Annotated in this window: 18 protein-coding genes and 1 pseudogene; 6 read left to right on the top strand and 13 right to left on the bottom strand. The window is 42.1% G+C overall.

What is annotated here, in order from left to right; translation table 11 throughout:
- Positions 1-2: 2 nt before the first annotated feature.
- From E5Y90_RS07490 to E5Y90_RS07480, 3 genes are read right to left on the bottom strand one after another with little or no spacing between them, the layout of a single operon-like run.
- Positions 3-1,538 carry a 2-oxo acid dehydrogenase subunit E2 gene (locus E5Y90_RS07490; RefSeq protein WP_174659862.1) on the bottom strand — a complete coding sequence of 512 codons (1,536 nt, stop codon included), beginning with the start codon at positions 1,536-1,538 and terminating at the stop codon, positions 3-5.
- Between the two features lies 1 nt (position 1,539).
- Entirely contained in the window at positions 1,540-2,559 is a 1,020-nt protein-coding gene (locus tag E5Y90_RS07485) for an alpha-ketoacid dehydrogenase subunit beta (protein ID WP_151206282.1), read from the bottom strand.
- A 15-nt stretch (positions 2,560-2,574) separates the two neighbouring features.
- Entirely contained in the window at positions 2,575-3,537 is a 963-nt protein-coding gene (locus E5Y90_RS07480) for a thiamine pyrophosphate-dependent dehydrogenase E1 component subunit alpha (protein ID WP_174659861.1), read from the bottom strand.
- A 342-nt stretch (positions 3,538-3,879) separates the two neighbouring features.
- Here E5Y90_RS07480 and lipA point away from each other — a divergent pair, with 342 nt between their 5' ends.
- On the top strand, positions 3,880-4,854 hold the full coding sequence (gene lipA / locus E5Y90_RS07475) for a lipoyl synthase (protein WP_174659860.1): 975 nt from the start codon (positions 3,880-3,882) through the stop codon (positions 4,852-4,854).
- Between the two features lie 234 nt (positions 4,855-5,088).
- Positions 5,089-6,180: a transcriptional regulator gene (locus E5Y90_RS07470; RefSeq protein WP_174659859.1), complete on the top strand. Its 1,092-nt coding sequence runs from the start codon at positions 5,089-5,091 to the stop codon at positions 6,178-6,180.
- A gap of 368 nt (positions 6,181-6,548) precedes the next feature.
- On the opposite strand, the gene E5Y90_RS07465 is transcribed toward E5Y90_RS07470, so the two are convergent.
- The 3 genes from E5Y90_RS07465 to E5Y90_RS07455 form a co-directional block, all read right to left on the bottom strand.
- On the bottom strand, positions 6,549-7,040 hold the full coding sequence (locus E5Y90_RS07465; protein WP_151206285.1) for a flavin reductase family protein: 492 nt from the start codon (positions 7,038-7,040) through the stop codon (positions 6,549-6,551).
- Positions 7,041-7,229: 189 nt separating this feature from the next.
- Entirely contained in the window at positions 7,230-8,258 is a 1,029-nt protein-coding gene (locus E5Y90_RS07460) for a methionine synthase (protein ID WP_151206286.1), read from the bottom strand.
- A gap of 45 nt (positions 8,259-8,303) precedes the next feature.
- A complete protein-coding gene (locus tag E5Y90_RS07455) occupies positions 8,304-9,281 on the bottom strand; it encodes a DUF1852 domain-containing protein (RefSeq protein ID WP_174660578.1) in 978 nt (325 codons plus the stop codon).
- 616 nt (positions 9,282-9,897) lie between these two features.
- Here E5Y90_RS07455 and mdh point away from each other — a divergent pair.
- Positions 9,898-11,070 (top strand): iron-dependent methanol dehydrogenase, encoded by a 1,173-nt coding sequence (mdh, locus tag E5Y90_RS07450; RefSeq protein WP_151203083.1) that lies wholly within the window; start codon positions 9,898-9,900, stop codon positions 11,068-11,070.
- Between the two features lie 314 nt (positions 11,071-11,384).
- On the opposite strand, the gene E5Y90_RS07445 is transcribed toward mdh, so the two are convergent.
- Positions 11,385-12,566 (bottom strand): transcriptional regulator, encoded by a 1,182-nt coding sequence (locus E5Y90_RS07445; protein ID WP_174659858.1) that lies wholly within the window; start codon positions 12,564-12,566, stop codon positions 11,385-11,387.
- A 216-nt stretch (positions 12,567-12,782) separates the two neighbouring features.
- Between E5Y90_RS07445 and E5Y90_RS07440 the strand changes: the two genes are divergently transcribed.
- Positions 12,783-14,294 (top strand): aldehyde dehydrogenase family protein, encoded by a 1,512-nt coding sequence (locus E5Y90_RS07440; RefSeq protein ID WP_174659857.1) that lies wholly within the window; start codon positions 12,783-12,785, stop codon positions 14,292-14,294.
- A gap of 183 nt (positions 14,295-14,477) precedes the next feature.
- On the opposite strand, the gene bioD is transcribed toward E5Y90_RS07440, so the two are convergent.
- The 5 genes from bioD to E5Y90_RS07415 form a co-directional block, all read right to left on the bottom strand.
- A complete protein-coding gene (gene bioD, locus E5Y90_RS07435) occupies positions 14,478-15,134 on the bottom strand; it encodes a dethiobiotin synthase (protein ID WP_174659856.1) in 657 nt (218 codons plus the stop codon).
- The gene (bioC, locus tag E5Y90_RS07430) at positions 15,131-15,886 is read right to left on the bottom strand and encodes a malonyl-ACP O-methyltransferase BioC (RefSeq protein WP_174659855.1); all 756 of its coding nucleotides are present in this window, start codon (positions 15,884-15,886) and stop codon (positions 15,131-15,133) included. Before bioC ends, bioD begins: the two co-directional genes overlap by 4 nt.
- Complete coding sequence (locus E5Y90_RS07425; RefSeq protein ID WP_174659854.1) at positions 15,883-17,052, bottom strand: aminotransferase class I/II-fold pyridoxal phosphate-dependent enzyme; 1,170 nt, start codon at positions 17,050-17,052, stop codon at positions 15,883-15,885. The genes bioC and E5Y90_RS07425 overlap by 4 nt, the downstream gene beginning before the upstream one ends.
- A complete protein-coding gene (gene bioA / locus E5Y90_RS07420) occupies positions 17,039-18,328 on the bottom strand; it encodes an adenosylmethionine--8-amino-7-oxononanoate transaminase (RefSeq protein WP_174659853.1) in 1,290 nt (429 codons plus the stop codon). Before bioA ends, E5Y90_RS07425 begins: the two co-directional genes overlap by 14 nt.
- A 73-nt stretch (positions 18,329-18,401) precedes the next feature.
- Positions 18,402-19,130 carry an alpha/beta hydrolase gene (locus E5Y90_RS07415; protein WP_174659852.1) on the bottom strand — a complete coding sequence of 243 codons (729 nt, stop codon included), beginning with the start codon at positions 19,128-19,130 and terminating at the stop codon, positions 18,402-18,404.
- Between the two features lie 162 nt (positions 19,131-19,292).
- Here E5Y90_RS07415 and E5Y90_RS07410 point away from each other — a divergent pair, with 162 nt between their 5' ends.
- Positions 19,293-20,162, top strand: a complete 870-nt coding sequence (locus E5Y90_RS07410; protein ID WP_174659851.1) for an SDR family oxidoreductase — start codon at positions 19,293-19,295, stop codon at positions 20,160-20,162.
- Between the two features lie 318 nt (positions 20,163-20,480).
- Positions 20,481-20,657: a hypothetical protein gene (locus tag E5Y90_RS07405; RefSeq protein WP_161981114.1), complete on the top strand. Its 177-nt coding sequence runs from the start codon at positions 20,481-20,483 to the stop codon at positions 20,655-20,657.
- A 266-nt stretch (positions 20,658-20,923) separates the two neighbouring features.
- Here E5Y90_RS07405 and E5Y90_RS07400 read toward each other — a convergent pair.
- Positions 20,924-21,400: pseudogene (locus tag E5Y90_RS07400) on the bottom strand (AMP-binding enzyme); the annotation flags it as partial.
- Between the last annotated feature and the right edge of the window lie 194 nt (positions 21,401-21,594).

Genomic DNA, 21,594 nt, shown 5'->3' with positions numbered 1-21,594 from the left:
TCCTACACCAAAATTAATGCAGGATTTTCGACAAACTGCTTAAACACCGATAGGAATTGAGCACCCAATGCACCATCAATAATACGATGATCACATGACAATGTTGCTGTCACCATTTCACGAGCAACAATCTCATCATTTTCGACGATAGCACGTTTTTCGGCTGCACCGAGGGCCAGAATTGCACCTTGAGGTGGGTTAATAATGGCATCAAACTGTTGAATACCCAGCATTCCTAAATTGGAAATACTGAAACTGCCACCTTGAAATTCATCAGGTGCTAATTTTCCAGTCTTGGCACGTGTCGCCAGATCACGCATATCGTTGGAAATTTGCGCCAAAGATTTAAGGTTTGCTGCTTTAATAATTGGCGTGATCAGTCCGTTTTCGATAGCCACGGCAATCGAAATATCAGCCTGTTCAAACTGTAAGATCTGCTGATTTTCTTCATCAAATTGCACGTTGACCTGTGGAACTTTGATCAGCGCGGCGGCGGCAGCTTTAATCAGCATATCATTAATAGACAGCTTTACTTGTGGTACGGTACTGTTAATTTGCTGACGCAAAGCCTGAACCGACTCAACATTTAAGTCTATTGTTAAGCGAAAATGTGGTGCATTGCGTTTTGCCGCTTGTAGTCGTGAAGCGATTGCTTTGCGCATACCATTCATAGCAACGGTAGTGATTTTCGCTGGCTCTGCTGGATCAGCATGATCAGCATGTTGAGCTTGTACAGGATTTTCCCGCTGATAAACTGCTTCAACATCTTCTTTACAAACTCGTCCACGTGAACCAGATGCACGACAGTCATGCAAATTAATACCCCATTGTTTGGCTAAACGGCGGGCAACAGGGGTCGCTAGAACCTGACTGTCATCTGCTTTAGATTTGGCGGCTTTCGTACTGGCCTGATGACGTACATCTGGCCAAGCCCCGCCAGCGGCTTGGACTGCGGCCTGAATATCTTGAACACTAATACGCCCTTCACGTCCAGAACCAGCAATCTGAGCGAGGTTTACATTATGTTTTTCAGCCAATTTCAAGGCATGTGGCGTTGCAAAAATATCATCGCTTTGCTGATAGCCCTGTAACGCAGCAGGAATTATATATCCACCCTGAGCGACAATCTTTGATCCATTACCAACACTGTTCTGTTTAGGAGCAGCTTGTACTTTGGTTTCAACTTGAGCTACAGCTACTTTTTCAGGAACCGTTTCTACAGCTTTGTTTTCTGTTACAGCTGGTATTCCGCCTAAAGACTGTGCAAACTCTTCAACTTCTGCATCGGAAACTTCTGCATCTGCACAAATTGCAATGACTCCACCTACGATAAGTGTGTCACCATCTTTAGCAATAATTTTTCGTAGCAAGCCATCGAAAGGTGCTTCCAGAACATTGACGATTTTTGTGGTTTCAATTTCACAAATTTCCTGTCCTTTACTAAATTGAGTACCTTCCTGAATCAGCCATTGGGCAATCGTGCCCTCTTCCATGGACAAACCCCATTTTGGGATTTCTAAGGTTTTAATTTCGCTCATCCTAAGCCTCCAACGTCTTCCGTACAGCCTGTTCGATGCGTTCTACACTTGGTAGCCATTCTTTTTCTAGTACTGGTGAAAATGGTACGGGTGAGTGTGGTGGAGTGACTAACTCGATTGGTGCTTTAAGATAATGAAAGCCTTTCTGTGCAATGAGTGCAGCCACATCATGTCCGAAACCGCAACGCGCCGCCGATTCATCTACAATCACTACGCGACCTGTGGAAGCCACTGACTCTAAAATACCATCTTCGTCTAACGGAGAAATAGTTCGAGGGTCAACCACTTCAACCGAAATACCTTCTTTTGCCAGCTTGTCAGCAACTTCATTGGCGCGATGCACCATCAGGCTTAAGGCAATAATGGTAATATCAGTGCCTTCACGGGTGTAATTCGCAACGCCAAAAGGAATAGTGTAGGCCTCATCTGGTACTTCGCCCTTAAGGTCATACAATAACTTGTGTTCACAAAAGACCACTGGGTCATCATCTCGAATGGCTTGAATCAATAACCCTTTCACATCATAGGCACTAGAAGGTACCACCACCTTTAAACCCGGCACTGAGGCAAACACGTTATATGGCGACTGAGAATGTTGTGCTGCAGCGGAAAAACCTGCACCGATCATGCCACGTACGACGAGTGGTGCTTTGGCTTTGCCACCAAACATGTAGCGGAATTTAGCCGCTTGGTTATACAGCATGTCATAACATACGCCATAAAAATCCATAAACATTAAATCTGCCACAGGTCTTAAACCCGTTGCAGCAGCACCTGCCGCCATACCAATAATCGCCGATTCTGTAATCGGAGTATCAATGACTCTTTCAGAACCAAATTCAGTCCATAAACCTTTGGTTACACCCAGTACACCGCCAAAACCTTCCAGTTTATTGTCATCGGTATTTTTGCCACCATGCCCACCACGAACATCTTCACCGACCACAATAACACTTGGGTCTCGGCGCATTTCTAATTCAATTGCCTCTTTAATCGCATTTCGATAACTTTTATTTGGCATTTTTCTACTATTCCTTTAGTAAGAGACGTAAACATCAGTAAGCAACTGAGAGACTTCTGGATACATAGCTGCGCGTGCTTTTGCCACGGCGTCGTCTACATTGGCTTTAGACTGGGCATCAATCGCGTCCAGTTTAGTTTCGTCAATTTTACCTTTGACTTTTTCACGAAATATTTTCAATGGGTCTTTATATTCTTTGACATAATCCAGTTCTTCTTTGGAGCGGATAAGCCCTGGATCACCTTCAAAATGTCCATAAAAACGGTTGGTTATCGTTTCAATTACACTCGGACCTTCACCACGGCGGGCACGTTCAATTGCCTTTTGTGCAACCTCATACACAGCAAAAAAGTCTGTTCCATCTACCTTTTCAGCAGGTAAGCCAAAACCTGCCGCTCGACCTGCAATGTCTTTACTGCCTACGGCATAGTCGTGTGCAGTACCTTCACCAAAGCCGTTATTTTCAAAAACAAAGATGACAGGAAGCTTTAACACCACAGCCATATTAATTGCTTCAAAAGTTAAGCCCTGATTTGATCCGCCATCCCCCGTAAACGATAGACCAATACCACCATTCTTGAGGGTTTTGGCACTTAGAGCTGCACCAATTGCTAAAGGTGGGCCACCACCGACAATACCGTTTGCACCAAGCATGCCTTTATCTAAGTCCGCAATGTGCATTGAGCCGCCTTTACCACGACACAGACCATCATCTTTACCGAATATTTCTAGCATCATGGCGTGAATGTCACAGCCTTTAGCAATACAATGTCCGTGACCACGATGTGTTGAGGTAATGAAGTCCTTATCTGTTAAATTTTCACAGATTCCTACTGCCACCGCTTCCTCACCGCTATATAAGTGGATGAATCCTGGAATATCACCTGTATTATTTTCATCGTGAAGTCGGTCCTCAAATTCACGAATGTCGCGCATTCTTTTGTATGCTGCCAGCAATTGCTCTTCCGTTAATTGCATATATTTATTCCTTATTCCCTACGCTTAAAAGAAAATCCAAAATTGAATAATTGGATTTTTAAATCGTATATTTATATAAGAATATTTTTATTAAATTTCATATTAGACTAAAAAAATATAATGCATAAAAAGATAAGATAGATATTAAAAACATGAGCTTATAAATCTAAAAAAAATTGTAAATTTTCAATATTGTTCAATTACATATAAAAACAAACCTTTAGCCAACCTTTGTTTTGTATGATAAGTTTTTTGCCCTGTTTTAATATTATTAATGCTTTTAAAACAGCTTATTTAATATCAGAATTTATATTAATTATTTTAAACGATGGAGTGTTTGAAATGGATTTAAATAACACCAGATTAACTGGAAAGAAGCTGCGGGGCGCTGAAAAAATGGCGCGTATTCCAATTAAAGTTATTCCAACGAAAACGACACCGAAGAAGCCAGAATGGATTCGGGCTAAAATTAGTCAACCTGAGGAAGTCCAAATCATTAAGGATTTATTAAGGCAACAAAAACTACATACGGTTTGCGAAGAAGCGGCTTGTCCTAACTTGCCGCAATGTTTTGGCAGTGGGACCGCAACCTTCATGATTATGGGAGATATCTGTACTCGGCGCTGCCCATTTTGTGATGTCGCTCATGGTCGTCCTCATGCTTTAGATATTAATGAGCCAAAGCATTTGGCTGAAACGGTAAAGAATTTAAACTTAAAGTATGTCGTGATTACTTCGGTTGATCGGGACGACTTAAAAGATGGTGGCGCACAGCATTTTGCCGATTGCATTCGAGAAATTCGTCAAACCAGTCCAGAGACTTTAATTGAAATTTTAGTGCCTGATTTTCGTGGTCGTGCAGATATTGCCCTGAAGATTCTGAGTCAAAATCCACCCGATGTTTTTAATCATAATATTGAAACTGTTCCACGTTTGTATAAAGCCATGCGGCCAGGCTCTAACTATCAGCATTCACTGGATTTACTTAAGAAATTTAAACACTACTGCCCTGATATCCCAACCAAATGTGGTTTGATGGTCGGTTTGGGAGAAGTTGAAGCTGAGGTTATTGTGTTATTAAATGATTTGAAAGATTATCAAATTGACTATGTCACAATTGGCCAATACTTACAGCCATCCAAATCACATGCACCAATTCATCGTTTTGTTACATTGCAAGAGTTTAAACGGTATCAAACTCATGGAGAACACTTAAAGTTTAAGAATATTTGGAGTGCACCATTGGTTCGGTCGAGTTATTTTGCTGATCGTCAATATCATGGTGAGGCTGTACCTACTCCTTACATGCGTGAATGACTTTTTATCCTGTTTACGTTTATTAACATTTGAGATGGAAATAGTCATTTTCAGCCCATAAGAACACTTTTAAAGTAGCGCAAGGAGCTGGTAAAACCAAAAGATAGGATTTAACAAAGCAAAGATAAAACCATTTTAAATGTAAGCAAGAGGAAATAGCATAATTGACTATAAACTTCAAAACTCTTTTCTAGTATTTAAAAATATTACAGTCTGATCATAAGGGAATATGATATGAATCTGTGCAATACAACACCTGCAAAAAAGCTGCAAACAACCCATTTAATCAATCAGCATACTGTGCATGCCGCCCCTGTTTTGGCCTTACCTCCAGAAGATAGAACTTCTTTATTTCGCCGCTCTATCCAGCATAATTATGCTGACTTACTCAAAATAGCTAATGATTCAGATATGGCTATTGGTCTTACAGATCATCAAGGTACCCTCTTATGGACATGGAGTAGTTCGGCAATGCTTTCTTCTGCTGAACAGGCTCATTTTATTGAGGGTGGGCATTGGTCTACACAGGCTGTTGGGATCAATGCGATAGGTATGACTTTAAATAGCCAGATATCAAGTTGTGTCTATTCTCATGAGAACCAAATGGGCAGTGTTCGTGATTGGGTCTGTTATGCTGCACCGATCTGGGATCCGACATCAGGGCAATTTCATGGGATTATTAACCTTTCCACAAAATATAAAAAACATACTCCTTTGGGACTGCTTGCAGTTGAACGCTGTGCAGATTTAATACAACGAGCCATAAAATTTGAGCAGCAAAATTTTTTATACATTAAGGCGCTAGGCTCGCCTTGGGTTCAATTTAATGGGCAAACATTGAGTTTGAGTCACCGTCAAATTGAAATACTTTGCATTTTAGCTTTGCATCCCTATGGTATTGGTTTAGAAGAGTTACACTCTGCCCTTTATGGTGAGCGTAATGTCAGCCTAAAAACCCTAAAGGCTGAGCTTTCACAACTTCGTAGCCTATTACCTCATTCAATCGAGGCTCGTATTTATAGGCTTACCTGTGAAGTCCAATGTGATTTTTTACGTGCTGAACAATCATTAAATGCAAATCTTATTGCCAGCACATTCTCGCTATATAAAGGTAGCTTTTTATCTAAATCAGAAAGCCCTTTACTAAGTACTTGGCGACATTGTTTTGATGCCCGTTTAAGCCAGTTGATCTATCAAATAAAAGATATTGATCAGTTATTACGAATTATTGGGCAAACATATGATCGAATTGATGCAGTACAGCGCTTATTAGAGTTATTACCGCAGGACAGCACCCAGCGTAATTATTTTTCAAATCTGATTTAGATTCGATAAAGACAAGTAGGAGTAATTTAGGTTTATCGGTAGTAAATGCTATCGTTACAGCATAGTTGGATATAGTGAAGACCTATACTATGCCCTAATTTTTTTAGGTTGATAGACTAAAACTTAATTTTGTAAATTCCATCTCCTGAGTAGCTAAATATAAATTTTAACTTTCCTGGTGAACTAAACTTTTAGGTCAGCATGAATTAAATAGAATATCCGAGATATGCTACACAACATTATTTGTTGCCACAGCTCAGCCACGTGAATCTGCAACTCTATATTCACGTTGCTGAGTATTCCAAGTGACATAATATATACGTTACACTAAAGTTTAGTGCGCTTGTACATTCTAAAAACCTCACCATTTAAGCAACTACCTCCCCACCGACATGATGATAAGCACGATTGAAATAAACCAAGCTTTGATCATTTTGACTTTGTTGAATCGCGACAATACGACACATGAAAATAGTATGCGTTCCAACTTCTTGAATCTGATCGATTTCACAATCAAAACTAACCAGAGCATCTTCCAAAACAGGTGCACCCGTTTCTAATTCCAGCCAGGTTCCATGTTTAAACCGTTCTTCTGAACTCATTTTGGATGAAAAGACCTTGGAAATATGCTTATGTTGTGCGCCCAACACATTCACAGTTAAAATTTTATTTTCTATAAAGTGTGCATGAGACCTAGAGGCTTTATTCATGCAGACCAGCAAGCTTGGTGGTGTATCCGTGACACTACATACCGCAGATGCAGTAAATCCATGAGAACCAGATGCTCCTGCTGTAGTCACAATATTAACCGCACTTGTTAACAGAGACATGGCATTTCTAAAGTCAGTTGAGTCAATCATCACTTGTTCCAAAATTAAATCGGCGTTTTTCTTAAGATAGAGCTTTTTTGATACCACGGCGTCGGCAGATCAGCTGAATGTATTTGGGTTAACATGCTATTTCATCTGGATTGCGCTTATCGGTCTGACCAGAAATACCTGATCAAACCGAATTAGATCTTTCTTGACGCATCATGTAATCAATAAGAACTAAGCTGTTAGCTCTTTACGAACAATTTCCGCACCAGCATTTAAAGCATTCAACTTGCCTATTGCGACTTGGCGAGACAACGGCGCCATACCACAGTTGGTTGAAGGATAAAGCTTGTCAGCATCAACAAAATGAAGTGCTTTACATAAGGTCTCAGCAACTTCTTCTGGAGTTTCAATTCTATTGGTTGCTACATCAATTGCACCAATCATCACCTTTTTTCCGCGAATCAGCTCAATCAGATCCATCGGAACATGAGAATTCTGACATTCTAAAGACACGATATCGATCTTGGATTTTTGCAGTTTGGGAAAGACTGCCTCGTATTGTCGCCATTCTGAGCCTAAAGTCTTTTTCCAGTCGGTATTGGCTTTAATACCATAGCCATAGCAAATGTGTACGGCGGTTTCACACTTCAGGCCTTCAAGGGCTCTTTCCAGGGTAGCAACGCCCCAATCATTCACTTCATCAAAAAACACGTTAAATGCCGGTTCATCAAACTGGATAATATCAACACCGGCAGCTTCTAATTCTCTTGCTTCCTGATTAAGAATTTTGGCAAATTCCCAGGCAAGTTTTTCACGGCTTTTGTAGTGACCATCATAGAGGGTGTCAATCATGGTCATTGGCCCAGGCAATGCCCATTTAATTGGCCGACTGGTCAGAGAGCGTAAAAATTTAGCATCTTCCACAAAAACCGGTTTTTGACGAGATACTGCTCCTACCACTGAAGGTACACTTGCATCATAGCGATTACGGATTCGGACTGTCTCACGCTTTTCAAAGTCAACGCCGTCGAGGTGTTCGATAAAGGTAGTGACAAAATGTTGGCGAGTTTGTTCACCATCGCTCACAATATCAAGACCTGCATGGACTTGTTCTAGTAATGATAAACGTAAGGCATCTTGTTTGCCTTCAATCAGTTGATCTTCCTGTAGTTTCCACGGTGACCAGAGTTTTTCCGGTTCTGCCAGCCAGGAAGGTTTTGGCAAACTGCCAGCCGTTGAGGTCGGTAATAGACGTTTCATCATCAATCTTCTTTTATCGTTTAGTGAATCAAGTAGTGAGTGGTTTTAAGCCGAGTAGCTTTTTGCCCATTGTTCAAGGATATTCTGATAAGGCTTGATGAACTGCTCTTCCGTAAATCGGCCCTGCTTCAGCGCTAACTGGCTACGCTCCTCGCGGTCATAGACAATCTGCGTGAGTGAATAATCCTGATATTTCAAACTTGGCTGATAACATTTCCCTGCCACAGAATTGGCATTGTAAATTTCAGGTCGGTAAATTTTCTGGAAGGTTTCCATTGTACTAATGGCACTAATCAACTCCAGATTCGTGTAATCACTCAGTAAATCTCCACTAAAATAAAAAGCCAAAGGCGCCACGCTGTTGGATGGCATAAAGTAGCGAACCTCTAAGCCCATTTTTTTGAAATATTCATCGGTTAATGAATATTCATCTTGCTGGTATTCCACACCTAATACAGGATGCTGGTTTTCAGTCCGCTGATAGGTCTTGCTACTTGAGACACTGAGACATATCACCGGTGCTTTATTAAACTTTGCTTTATAGGCCTCAGAGTTGACCAAATATTTAAACAGCTTGCCATGTAATTCGCCAAAATGATCTGGAGTACTGCGTGTCGACTGCTTCTTGCTATGTTCTAATAGCAATACGCTAAAGTCATAATCCCGTACATAAGAGGAAAAGCTGTTTCCAACCATGCCATCAATGCGCTGGTTCTTGTGATGATCAATAATGGTCGTCTTCAACATTTCAATGACTGGGAACGCCTTCCCCTTGCCTTCAATATCCATATCCGCAGAAATGATTTCAACTTCAACTGAATAACGATCTGCCTGAGGATTATCCCAATGAGCCAAGTCATTGAAACGATTGTTGATCATCGCCAGGGTTTTACGCAGGTTCTCCTGACGACTCTCTCCTCTTGCCAGATTTGCAAAGTTAGTGGTAAGACGCGTACTGTCTGAAGGATGATAATTTTCATCAAAACGAATGCTTTTAATCGAACATGCAAACTCTTTATTAATGATGATCCGGTGCCCTAATTTCTAAGATAAATCTGAATTTCTTGATAAGGTAATTTATACTTGAATCGTATCATGAATAAACAGGTCTAGATAAATTTGTTTATTTTTCAGCTTAATAAATATATAAAAATGATAAAATACAATAGCTAATGTCAAATAAAGTTAAAGGAAAGTTTAAAAACCGGTTTAGAGAAATGAATTTTTATAGCTCTAAATTGAATGCTGTATCGGACTTAAACATGTCTCTTTAGAATATTTATATTCTGTTTCTGAGTAGTGTTCCTAAAGATCTTGTCTCACTCACAAAATCACCAAAAATGAATATAGCTCATCTTTAAGTTAAAAAATATCAGGATACTCATCTTGTTGCCTTTATCAAAATCGCTCGAATAAGAGTGAGACATGTCCTGTCCTCCTTCTACTCTATACATCTATTGTTAAATCGTAAGGTCCTCGATGTAAGGGAACGGCTAAATCCCATTCAGATTTTAGATAAAAATCAACATGTTATTAAAATGGTAGGTGTTTGGTAGGTGGGATTCTTCCGGACTTGACTGCATACTTCATCGACGATGAAAAATGTCAACAATTGAATAATGGTAAAAGGAGTTGCCCCATGGCTTTTAAAAATCTTGCAGATAAAACCAATGGTTTTTACATTCCCTGTGTTTCACTTTTTGGTCCTGGCTGTGCCAAAGAAGTAGGAAGCAGAGCACAAAATTTAGGCGCAAAGAAAGCCCTGATTGTGACAGATGCCGGTCTGTTTAAATTTGGTGTTGCCGATACGATTGCTGCTTATTTAAAAGAAGCTAACGTCGACTGTCATATTTTCCCGGGTGCAGAACCGAACCCTACTGATATTAACGTACATAAAGGGGTGCAAGCCTATCACGAGAATGCTTGTGATTTTATTGTGTCTTTAGGTGGCGGTTCATCACATGACTGTGCCAAAGGTATCGGGCTGGTGACTGCGGGCGGCGGCCATATCCGTGATTATGAGGGTATTGATAAAAGCACAGTGCCTATGACACCGCTGATTGCGATCAATACTACAGCCGGTACTGCCTCTGAAATGACACGTTTCTGTATTATTACCAATACAGAGACTCATGTGAAAATGGCTATTGTCGATTGGCGCTGTACTCCGCTAATTGCGATTGATGACCCGAAGCTGATGATTGCCAAACCGGCCAGCTTAACTGCTGCTACCGGAATGGATGCCTTGACTCATGCAGTTGAAGCGTATGTTTCTACTGACGCCAACCCTATTACCGACGCCTGTGCAGAAAAAGCTATCAGCATGATTAGCCAATGGCTCAGCCCTGCGGTTGCCAATGGTGAAAACCTGGAAGCGCGTGATGCTATGAGCTATGCACAATATCTGGCAGGAATGGCTTTTAACAACGCTTCGCTAGGTTATGTACATGCGATGGCACATCAGCTTGGCGGTTTCTATAACTTGCCGCATGGCGTATGTAATGCAATCTTACTTCCACATGTATGTGAATTTAACCTGATTGCCTGCCCTGACCGTTATGCCAAAATTGCACAGTTAATGGGCGTGAATATTGAAGGCTTGACCGTCAATGAAGCCGCTTATGAAGCGATCGATGCGATTCGTCAACTTTCAGCTTCAATTGGTATTCCAACTGGTCTAGCTGAATTATCTGTGAAGGAAGCTGATCTGGCAATTATGGCTGAAAATGCGCAAAAAGATGCCTGTATGCTGACCAATCCACGTAAAGCAACCCATGCGCAAGTGGTAGAAATTTTTAAAGCTGCAATGTAATCCTCAATGTAAGCCCTCTCTCCCATTTAGTTATTGGCTTACATTTTTAGCAACTGCTGTTTAACGTATTTTTTAGAAAATAGGTTAGACGGTAGTTGCTTTTTTTTACTCTTACAATTGGGGGGAATTCTGGTTCGTCAGCAGGATAAGGGAGAAAGTCTTAATAAATGAATATAAGACTGTCCGACGGCGCCCTCAAGGCACTATAGCAACCTGATCCATAAGATTCAGAAGATAAACCAGCCATTTAAAAAACTTTAATGATCGGCCGTGTATGCAAATGCAAAGCTTGATCAATTCAGCCTATCGCCGTCTTAACTATCTTTATATTTTAATAGGGTTTGATATACGGGATTCGTTTTCGGCATCAGCTCAATCAAACGTTCGACAGCATCAATCGCCTCGGGGAAGCGCGCTACATGTTTCAGTAATACATCGGTTTCATTGGCTTTAAAAATGGCATCACTTAAGCGAGATTCCAGACAATCGCGCCATGCACATAAAAAAGGACTTTCTGTTTTAGCCAAAAACACCCCGCTACACAGTTTTAAGGCAGAATCGATATACCCTGCATCTAAAGCCTGCTCTGTCAGCAAAAAGTCAGCCTCGACATGGGCCAATAAACGGTACGGCCTTGAACCCAGCATTCCCCCAAGCACATCACGTAATTGTGACATTTCCGCCTTTAATGTGCCCATACTGACTTTACGCTCACCATATAAAGCCTGGTGCAGACTGTCCAGACTTAGACCTTGTGGACATAAAGCCAGAATGGTCAGGATTTCAATCTGGCGTGGAGTCAGCACCAAAACCTTACCATTGAACAGTACTTGCGGCACAGAAAAAGCACGAATATAGAGTTGCTGCTTTTGATGTTCCAGTAAAGCAGACTGAATAATGGAAGCACAGCGTTCCGCAGCCAGCAGTCCCAGACTATTATGCTGTTGCCAGGTGGTCGAAAGGTCGATTACCCCCAAAAGCTGTTGTGAATGCGGATCAACAATCGGAGCAGCATAACAAACCCAGTCGTGGATAGACGACATATAATGTTCATTGGAAAACACACAGCTCGATTGCTGAGTTTTTAATGACAGTGCTAAAGCATTTGTCCCCACCAGTTCTTCACGCCATTGCCCACCTTCGATAAAATGTACACTTTCGGCGGCACTTTTCATTTGCGGGCTAGAGGCTGACCAAATGATGGTACTGCCCATATCTGCAACTGCCAGTACCATGGAAGACTGTTCAGCAATATGCTTTAAATCCTGCGCACAATATTGCAAGGCATTTGCCAAAGTGGAAGAGTAAGTTTCTTTTTGCAAATGGATTAAAGGCGCCGCAGAACGATCTTTTGGTATTGCAGCAGAAGATGAGCGCTGCCAGGAGCTGGCAATACTTTGCCCCAGTTGCTCTGCATGTAATGCCGACCAACTACTACTCGCTCTAAACTGTTCGATTTTCTGTCGTCTCTGGCTCAGATCTTGCTTTATCTCCATTCCATACTCTCACAAAAAAAGCCATGATTTACATCCACTGTAATGACTATATAACTATCTTTTAAGATCAAGTGAAAAAATTGTAAACCTTCTTGTCTCCAACCTTTCTCCAACCTTATTCCATGTATGCTAAGTCGAATAGTGTACCAGAGTCCCTGATACCAAAACTGTAATTACAGATTTTTACAACACTAAAATAAGTCAAGGAACACCTATATGCGTTATGTCGATCCTAATCAACCCGGTTCAAAAGTTCAGTTTAAAGCCCAATATGAGAACTTCATTGGCGGACAATGGGTACCACCTGTAAAAGGTCAATACTTTGATAACATTTCTCCAGTAGATGGTAAGGTATTTACCAAAATTCCACGTTCAAGCGCTGAAGATATTGAGCTTGCACTGGATGCGGCACATAAGGCCAAAGATCAATGGGGCCGCTCTTCTCCAACAACTCGCTCTAACATTTTATTAAAAATTGCTGACCGGTTAGAAGCCAATTTAGAGCTTTTGGCTGTGGCTGAAACCTGGGATAACGGTAAACCGATTCGCGAAACACTGGCTGCCGATATTCCTTTGGCCGTTGACCATTTCCGCTATTTTGCCAGCTGTATCCGTGCTCAAGAAGGCGGTATTTCAGAGATTGATGAAGATACTATCGCTTACCACTTCCATGAGCCTTTAGGGGTCGTTGGACAGATTATCCCGTGGAACTTCCCGATTTTAATGGCCACATGGAAACTGGCGCCGGCGTTGGCGGCGGGTAACTGTATTGTATTGAAACCTGCCGAACAAACCCCTGCCAGCATTCTGGTTCTGGTTGAATTGATCCAAGACCTGTTACCTGAAGGTGTACTTAACATAGTCAACGGTTATGGTGTAGAAGTGGGTCGCCCGCTTGCAACCAACCCGCGTATTTCCAAAATTGCATTTACTGGTTCAACAGGGGTTGGCCAGATGATTATGCAATATGCGACCGAAAATATTATTCCAGTTACGCTGGAGCTGGGCGGTAAATCTCCAAACCTCTTCTTTGAAGACATTATGGATCAGGAAGATGACTATTTAGACAAAGCCCTTGAAGGCTTTACCATGTTTGCCCTGAATCAGGGAGAAATTTGTACCTGTCCATCACGTGCCCTGGTTCAGGAAAGTATTGCGGACAAATTCCTGGAACGAGCAATCGAACGAGTAAAACGTATTAAAACCGGTCACCCGCTAGATACCGAAACCATGATTGGTGCGCAGGCCTCTCAGGAACAGCAAGATAAAATTCTGGGCTGTATTGCAACTGGTCGTGAAGAAGGTGCCGAAATCTTAACCGGTGGTGCAGAACGCCATGAGGTTGGTCAAGGTTTTTATATTGAGCCGACTATTTTCAAAGGTACCAATGACATGAAAACCTTCCAGGAAGAGATTTTTGGACCGGTACTTGCTGTCACCACCTTTAAAGATTTTGATGATGCAATCCGCATTGCCAACGACACTATTTATGGTCTAGGTGCCGGTGTCTGGTCACGTTCAGCGCATACCTCTTACCGTGCGGGTCGTGCGATTCAGGCGGGTCGTGTATGGACCAACTGTTATCATATCTACCCTGCTCATGCTGCCTTCGGTGGTTATAAAAAATCAGGGATTGGACGTGAAAACCATAAAATGATGCTTGAGCATTACCAGCAAACCAAAAACCTGTTGGTGAGCTATTCAACTAAACCAGCCGGTTTCTTTTAATTCCTTTTAAAGTGAGTATTTAATTCATCATTAAATATTGGCTTTGAGCGAAGGCCCAATCAAAGATTGGGCCTTCGCTGTTGTAAGAGGCTTTACTAACCTTTCTCTTTGATTTGCGTTAATCCATTGCGTATAACCGACCTTAATGAAAATTCCCCGATGTTTTATTTCTTTTATCTCTCTTTAATCCTGTTCTAGATCCATAGCCGGAATATCCAGCCATTCAGTATCAGTAAAATCTCGTTGCAAATACTGTTTTAAATAGCGAATCGTATCTTTAGCGATCAGTTCATCCTGTGAATTGTCCGTATGATTAAAGGCCAAGGCATGCAGCTTGACTTGGCGCTGCTTGAGCAGTTCCAGACTGAGTAAGGTGTGATTAATACTGCCCAAACGTCCAGAAGTCACCAGAATAACCGGGTATTGCTGTGCCACTATATAATCAATTGTCAACCAGTCTTCGGTCAGTGGAACCATCAAACCACCCGCACCTTCAATCAGAACCCGCTCATAATGTTGGGCCAGCTGTTGGGTAGCCTGCTCAATTTTCCCAAAATCAATTTCACGCTTGTCTAATCTGGCAGCCAGATGGGGTGAGGCCGGATAAGTGAAAATTTCTGGCATAGTCAGCTTTTGCAGATCTTCACTGAGCAGTCCGCAGCCCATAATTTCTCGGTGCTGTTCAATATCTTCAGAAACGTCAGTATTACCGGTCTGAATCAGCTTTTGCGTGATGGTGCGGATGCCCTGCTCGTTCCAGTGTTTGGCCAGAAAACCTGTGGCGAAGGTTTTACCAATAGCGGTATCAATACCACTGACAAAATAAATCTGCGCGTTCATATCACCTTCCGGGCAATCACATAAATAGGATGATAAGTTAAGCCATAATGCTGCGTATCGGGATGTTGAAATTGTTGATAATTTTGATAAAAGGCCTGCAGTGAAGACTTGGTCCAGCGAAAACCCTGTGCTGTCGCTTGTACTCCGGTGGCCTTGATATGCTGTAACACCTGCTTGGGATGTTCAAAGTCTAAAGTCATTCGCTCTTCATGCTGTGCAATCACTTCAAAACCCTGTGATTCAAGCATTCTCACGACTTGATCCAAACTTAAATAATCCAGCCCTTGCCCGGTTAAAGCTTTAATTTCTTTTAAATTGTCTTGGGCATAACTGGAAAAACATACATGGCCTGAGGCCTTTAAAGCCTGATGAACTTTCTTCAACAGTGCTGCTAAATCCTTAATCCATTGCAGTGACGAGGAAGATACCACCAGATCCAGCGACTGCGGCAACGGCAACGTTTCAATATTACCCAAGCCCCATAAAAGACGATCATCCTCCTGAAAATGCTGCTGTACTTCGGCATACAGGTCATTCAAAAAAAGATGTTCAAAACCATAGGACTGCATAAAGCGTTGGCTAAACAGGCCTGAACCGCAACCAATTTCCAGGACGCGCTGAAAATCCGGCTGGCTCACATGCTGTTGTAACAGCTGTATCAGCTCGGCAGCCACTGCATTCTGGACCACGGCGTGCTGTTTATAACTTAAATGTGCCTGGGCAAAACGTCGGGCAATCTGTTCACTTTTCATCGAGACAAGCTTCCCAATAAGGTCAGACAGTGATTCAAATCTTCTTGTTCTACCTGCCGGTGCAGGCAGATTCTTAGTCTTGAAGTGTTGACCGGGACAGTTGGCGGGCGCACCGGCAAGATATAAAAGCCGTTTTTTTGCATCATCTGGGCGGCCTGAACAGTTTGACCGGATTCACCAATCATCACCGGAATAATCTGTGAACTCGAAGGACAGGCAAAGCCTAGTGCCTGAATGCCCTGCTGAAACTGTGCAGCCAGTTCGGCCAGATATTGCCGCTCTGCCCGCAGTTGCTGCATTTTCTGGAAAATAAAACGCGTCCATGCCATACAGAGTGGAGGTTGCGCGGTACTAAAAATTAGCGGACGCATTGTATTGATTAAATAGTTGCGAATTACCGGATGACAGACCAGATAACCGCCGACAGAAGCCAGTGCTTTGCCAAAAGTACCCACCAGCAAATCAATCTGATCCAGCACCTGATACTGCTCGGCGCAGCCAAGCCCCCGCTCACCACGTACGCCGATCGCATGTGCTTCATCTACATACAGCATGACCTTGTCACACTGCTGCTTTAAGGCCACTAATGCTTTTAAATCCGTTTCATCGCCATCCATACTAAAAATAGATTCAGTGACCACAATAATGCGGTCAATTGCTGCATCGAGTTGGTACCTTTCTAACAACTGCTGTAAATGGCAGAGATCATTGTGCCGGTAACGGACATACTGCGCCTTGGAAAGGCGTATGCCATCAATGATGCTAGCATGCACCAGCTTATCGGCAATGATCATGGTTTTTGCATTGGCGAGCGCCGGCAAAATTCCGATATTCATATGATAACCGCTATTGAACAGCAATACCGAGCGGCCAAATGCTTGCGCCATCGTGTCTTCAAGCTGTTCAAATGCTGCAAAATTACCGGTGAGCAAACGTGATGAACTGGCACTCATCTGGCGTTCCGACAGAGGTATCAGGTCAAAAAACTCTTCACGTAAGCGAAGATCTGAAGCCAGTCCCAGATAATCATTAGAAGCCAGGTTCAGCATCTCGATTCCATTCATTTGTAGCCGAGGCTGGCTTGAAATATTGGCCTTAAACTGACGGTATTGACCCTGCTGTTTCAGCTCATCCAGTTGCTGCTGAAAATAGTCAAGATGGTGCATGGGCTAACTCCATCTCTTGAACCATCTCAACCATCTGCTTTAACAGGGTCTCAAGTTGAGCATCAGAAATTACATAAGGAGGCATGACATAGACCAGGCGACCAAAAGGACGAATCCACACCCCACGGCGTACACATTCAGCCTGAAAGTGAGCCTGATCTACAGGCTGGTGCAACTCGACCACACCGATGGCGCCCAGAACGCGAACTGCTTTGACTTGCGGCAAAGTGTTCAAAACCTGTAAATGTTTTTTGAGCAGGACTTCAATGGCCTGAATACGACTTTGCCAGTCCTGGGCAAGTAATAGCTGGGTACTTTTTAAAGCAACGGCGCAAGCCAAAGGATTGGCCATAAATGTCGGGCCATGCATAAACACACCTGCTTCACCATCGGAGATCGTGTCTGCAATATGCTTTGTGGTCAGGGTCGCAGAGAGCGTCATATACCCCCCCGTCAGTGCTTTGCCGATACACATAATATCGGGGCTCACTTGAGCATGTTCATAGGCAAAGAGTTTTCCAGTACGGCCAAAACCGGTTGCGATTTCATCCAGAATCAGCAGGACATCATATTGTTCACAGAGTCGTTTGGCCTGTGTTAAATATTCAGGATGATAGAAACGCATTCCACCTGCGCCTTGTACAATCGGCTCAATGATCAGGGCCGCAATCTGCTGATGCTTTTCTTTTAGGACCTGTTCTAGCTGTTGAATATCTGCCACATGCCATTCTCCTTCAAAAGTACTTTGCGGCGCAGGCACAAAAAAACGTTGGGCTAGACTGGAACCAAAAATCTGATGCATGCCCGTCACCGGATCACATACCGACATGGCATTCCAGGTATCGCCATGATAACCGGAACGGGTCGTAACAAAATTGGTTTTCTGAGGCTGCTGTCTTGCATGCCAGTATTGCACGGCCATTTTCAAAGCCACTTCAACGGCCACTGAGCCAGAATCGGCAAAGAAAATTTTATCCAGCTCAGGAGCGGTAATTTCAAGGAGCAGTTTGGCCAGGTCGATTGCTGGCTGATGGGTCAAGCCGCCAAACATGATGTGCGACATCGATTCCAGTTGGGTTTTGACAGCCTGATTTAATTCCGGATGATTGTAGCCATGAATCGTACACCACCAAGAAGACATTCCATCAATCAGTTGAGATCCATCCTCCAGTTCAATCACTGCCCCCTGTGCCGCCTTGACTTTATAACAGGGAAGTGGATTAGTCATGGAGGTATAAGGATGCCAAATATGCTGTTGATCGAAAGCGTCCTGCACAGAATTCAACCCTAATAATAAAGATGACTTTGATCTTAACGTTTTAAAATTGAAATGAAAATGTCATTATCTGCTATTTGGCTTTAGCTGCTACTGTATCGGTTAAAAATATTAAAACTGGTTCGATTAACAATTTTGTATCGAACAGGATGGCATCATGTGCAGCATCAATACTTACCAAGTTCAGGTTACATGCTGCTAATAGCTCGCTTTCCTGGCTAAGTTGGTAGGGAACCAGCATATCGTTTCTGGAAAATACAAAAAGCATCTTGCCTGGATAAGACTTGAAGATATTGACCAAATTTAATTGTTCAAGAAGATAGAGATGGCGGGCTTGATAGATTAAATCAATATTTAGAATCTGTTGTTGAAGATATTTTGCCCTTTCTCGAGGTGCTGATGAACCAAGAGTCACTAATGCACAGAAGCGCTGCATTGCCTGTAGAGGATTTTTTAAAACAGACTTTTGAAACTGTTGATATTGCATATAGGGCATGGCTTGAGGCCAAAGATCATTTGCCACAAAACAGGGGTTCGACATACAGCAGATGACAGGTTTAACAAGCTGTGTTTTTTGATAAATTGCATGCACAAGCAATAAAGCAAGTTGCCCGCCCAATGACCAGCCGATTAAAACATCAAAAGATTGGGCCTGTTCTACTCTGGCAGCACGAACTGAAAGGTCATTGGGATCAAAGATGTCCCAGATTTCAACCTGATATTGCTGTTGTCTTAGCAAGTCCGCAAATGGCTGGAGAACTGAAATGCCTAGTCCCCAACCTGTAATTAAAAGAATCTTCATCCAGCCTGTTCCAGCAAAAATCATTCATAATGTCAATCTGAATGAAAAATTGATAAATCACGAATACATTATGTTATGAAATGTGAGGTGTTGACTCATTTTTTTCAAATTCTCCTAATATATTTTTTCTTATAGGACGACCTCATTGGAATTGGAGAAGAGATGAATCATTATCCTGAAACCCCAGCTTCAACTGAAACGCAAGAACATCAACCGGGTATCCAAAGCAGAATGAATCCTCTCCCGGAAGTCATCAAATCAAATTATAAAGGCAGTGATAAATTAAAAGATAAGGTGGCACTGATCACAGGCGGCGATAGTGGCATTGGACGCTCCGTTTCTGTTTTATTTGCCCGTGAAGGTGCTGATATTGTCATCTGCTATCTGGATGAAGATCAGGATGCACAAGAGACTAAAAAAATGGTTGAAAATGAAGGCAGACGCTGCCTCCTGATTCAATGCGATTTGCAGCAACCTGAAACCATCCGGAAAATGGTCGAGCAAGCCCTTCAGGAATTTAAAACTATTAATATTTTGGTGAATAATGCCGGCGTTCAATATCCACAGGAGAGTATTACGGATATTTCCTCTGAGCAACTATTAAAAACGTTTAATGTCAATATTCTGTCAATGTTCCATTTGACTCAGGCGGTACTGCCGCATATGCATGAAGGTGACAGCATTATTAACACCACCAGTATTACCAGCTATCACGGTCATGACCTGCTGATCGACTATGCCAGCACTAAAGGGGCCATTACCTCCTTTACGCGAAGCTTATCTACCAATTTATTGAAAAACAAAACGGGAATCCGGGTCAATGGTGTAGCGCCCGGCCCGATCTGGACACCCTTGATCCCGAGCAGTTTTGATGCAGAACAGCTGGAAGAATTTGGTAAACAGACCCCCATGGGCCGCATGGGACAGCCGAGTGAAGTCGCACCTGCCTATTTATTTCTGGCCAGTGAAGAAGCCAGTTATATCTCAGGTCAGGTCATTCATGTGAATGGTGGCAGCATTATTAATGGTTAATCAGATCTGAAGATAACGCATCCTTGTGGATGCTTATCTTCATTTTTGAGAATTTCTAGTTTTCAAAAAATATTTCTACTAATCTATAAGGATTATAAAAATATTTAATACAATCAATTTATTAAGTTGAATAATAGCCCTAAATGGCGTGTATTATATGTGCTTTGAAATACATTAAAAATATGAGGCGGCTTTTGATTTTTTATCAAGTTTGGCAGATTCCAAAATAATTTAAACAAATTCTGACAGATACTTACCCTTTCCCACCTAAGCGCTTGTTATAGTATTTTTCACTGCAAATCTGATGAGGATAGTGAGATGCCTAGAGGTGATAAATCTGCTTATACAGATAAACAAAAGCGACAGGCCAAGCATATTGAAGACAGTGAAAAAGAACGCGGCCGATCTGAAGAGGAGGCTGAACGGATTGCCTGGTCAACAGTCAATAAACAAGATGGCGGAGGCAAGAAAAAGAAAAGTTCAGATCAAAACTAAGCTTATTTAAAAGCCCCTTCATAAATGGACATCGTTCACAAAAAAGCTGGACAGTATTTCAAGGCAGATGCAAAGTACTAGCAGATAAAATCAGGTATCTTCTGCTGCGACTATAGAGGTTGGAGTTAGCCTAATAAAATTGTAACTCGTCCAAAAATTAAGCTTGGGATTTTTGTTCCCCCCATTGCCGTTTTTATCTAAGATGAAAATAAACCCTGAATAATATTGTATTGTTCAGGGTTTTTCTCATTTAATTATTCCATTTTTTAATTCATTGCAATTGCTGCTGATGCTATAGATTGGGCCAAGAGTTCTCTGAGTTTAAATTTCTGGATTTTCCCCGATGGCGTCATTGGAATTTCATCCCATATCTCCAAACGTTCCGGAACATATTGCATGGCCAGATTATGGGTTTTCAGGAAATCTACCAGCTCATTAAAACTTAACGGCTGTGTTGGATCTTTCAGCTTGATGATTGCACAGGCACGCTCACCCATTCGTTCATCTGCATAAGCCACTAAAGCTACTATTGCAATATTCGGATGTTTATAGAGCAATGATTCAATTTCTGCGACCGGAATATTTTCTCCGCCACGGATAATCACATCCTTCTTACGGCCACAAATCCGGATATAGCCCTGCTGGTCCTGATAGGCAATATCGCCAGTATCAAACCAGCCTTCGGCGTCCGTATCATTTAAATGGGGGCGTTTGAGATAACCGCCAAAATTTGAATATGCCCTAAATTAAAACCAACTAAATGATCATAAAAAAATATTTTCCTGTGTTAAAAAGGATATTCTTAATTTGCTGATTAGTTGTATTTTTATTTCATTCAAAGTAGTGCTTATCCAATGCTGAACGAATGGAATAATAGAATGCTCACAAGGATCGTGAAAAACAGGAGTATTTTTCTCTACTACAGTATTATAGAGAG

Origin of the sequence: Acinetobacter sp. 10FS3-1 (assembly GCF_013343215.1) — a bacterium.
GTDB classification, from domain to species: Bacteria; Pseudomonadota; Gammaproteobacteria; order Pseudomonadales; family Moraxellaceae; genus Acinetobacter; species Acinetobacter lwoffii_C.
Note: the sequence above shows the minus strand (reverse complement) of the source record. Positions and strands in the feature narration are given on the sequence as shown.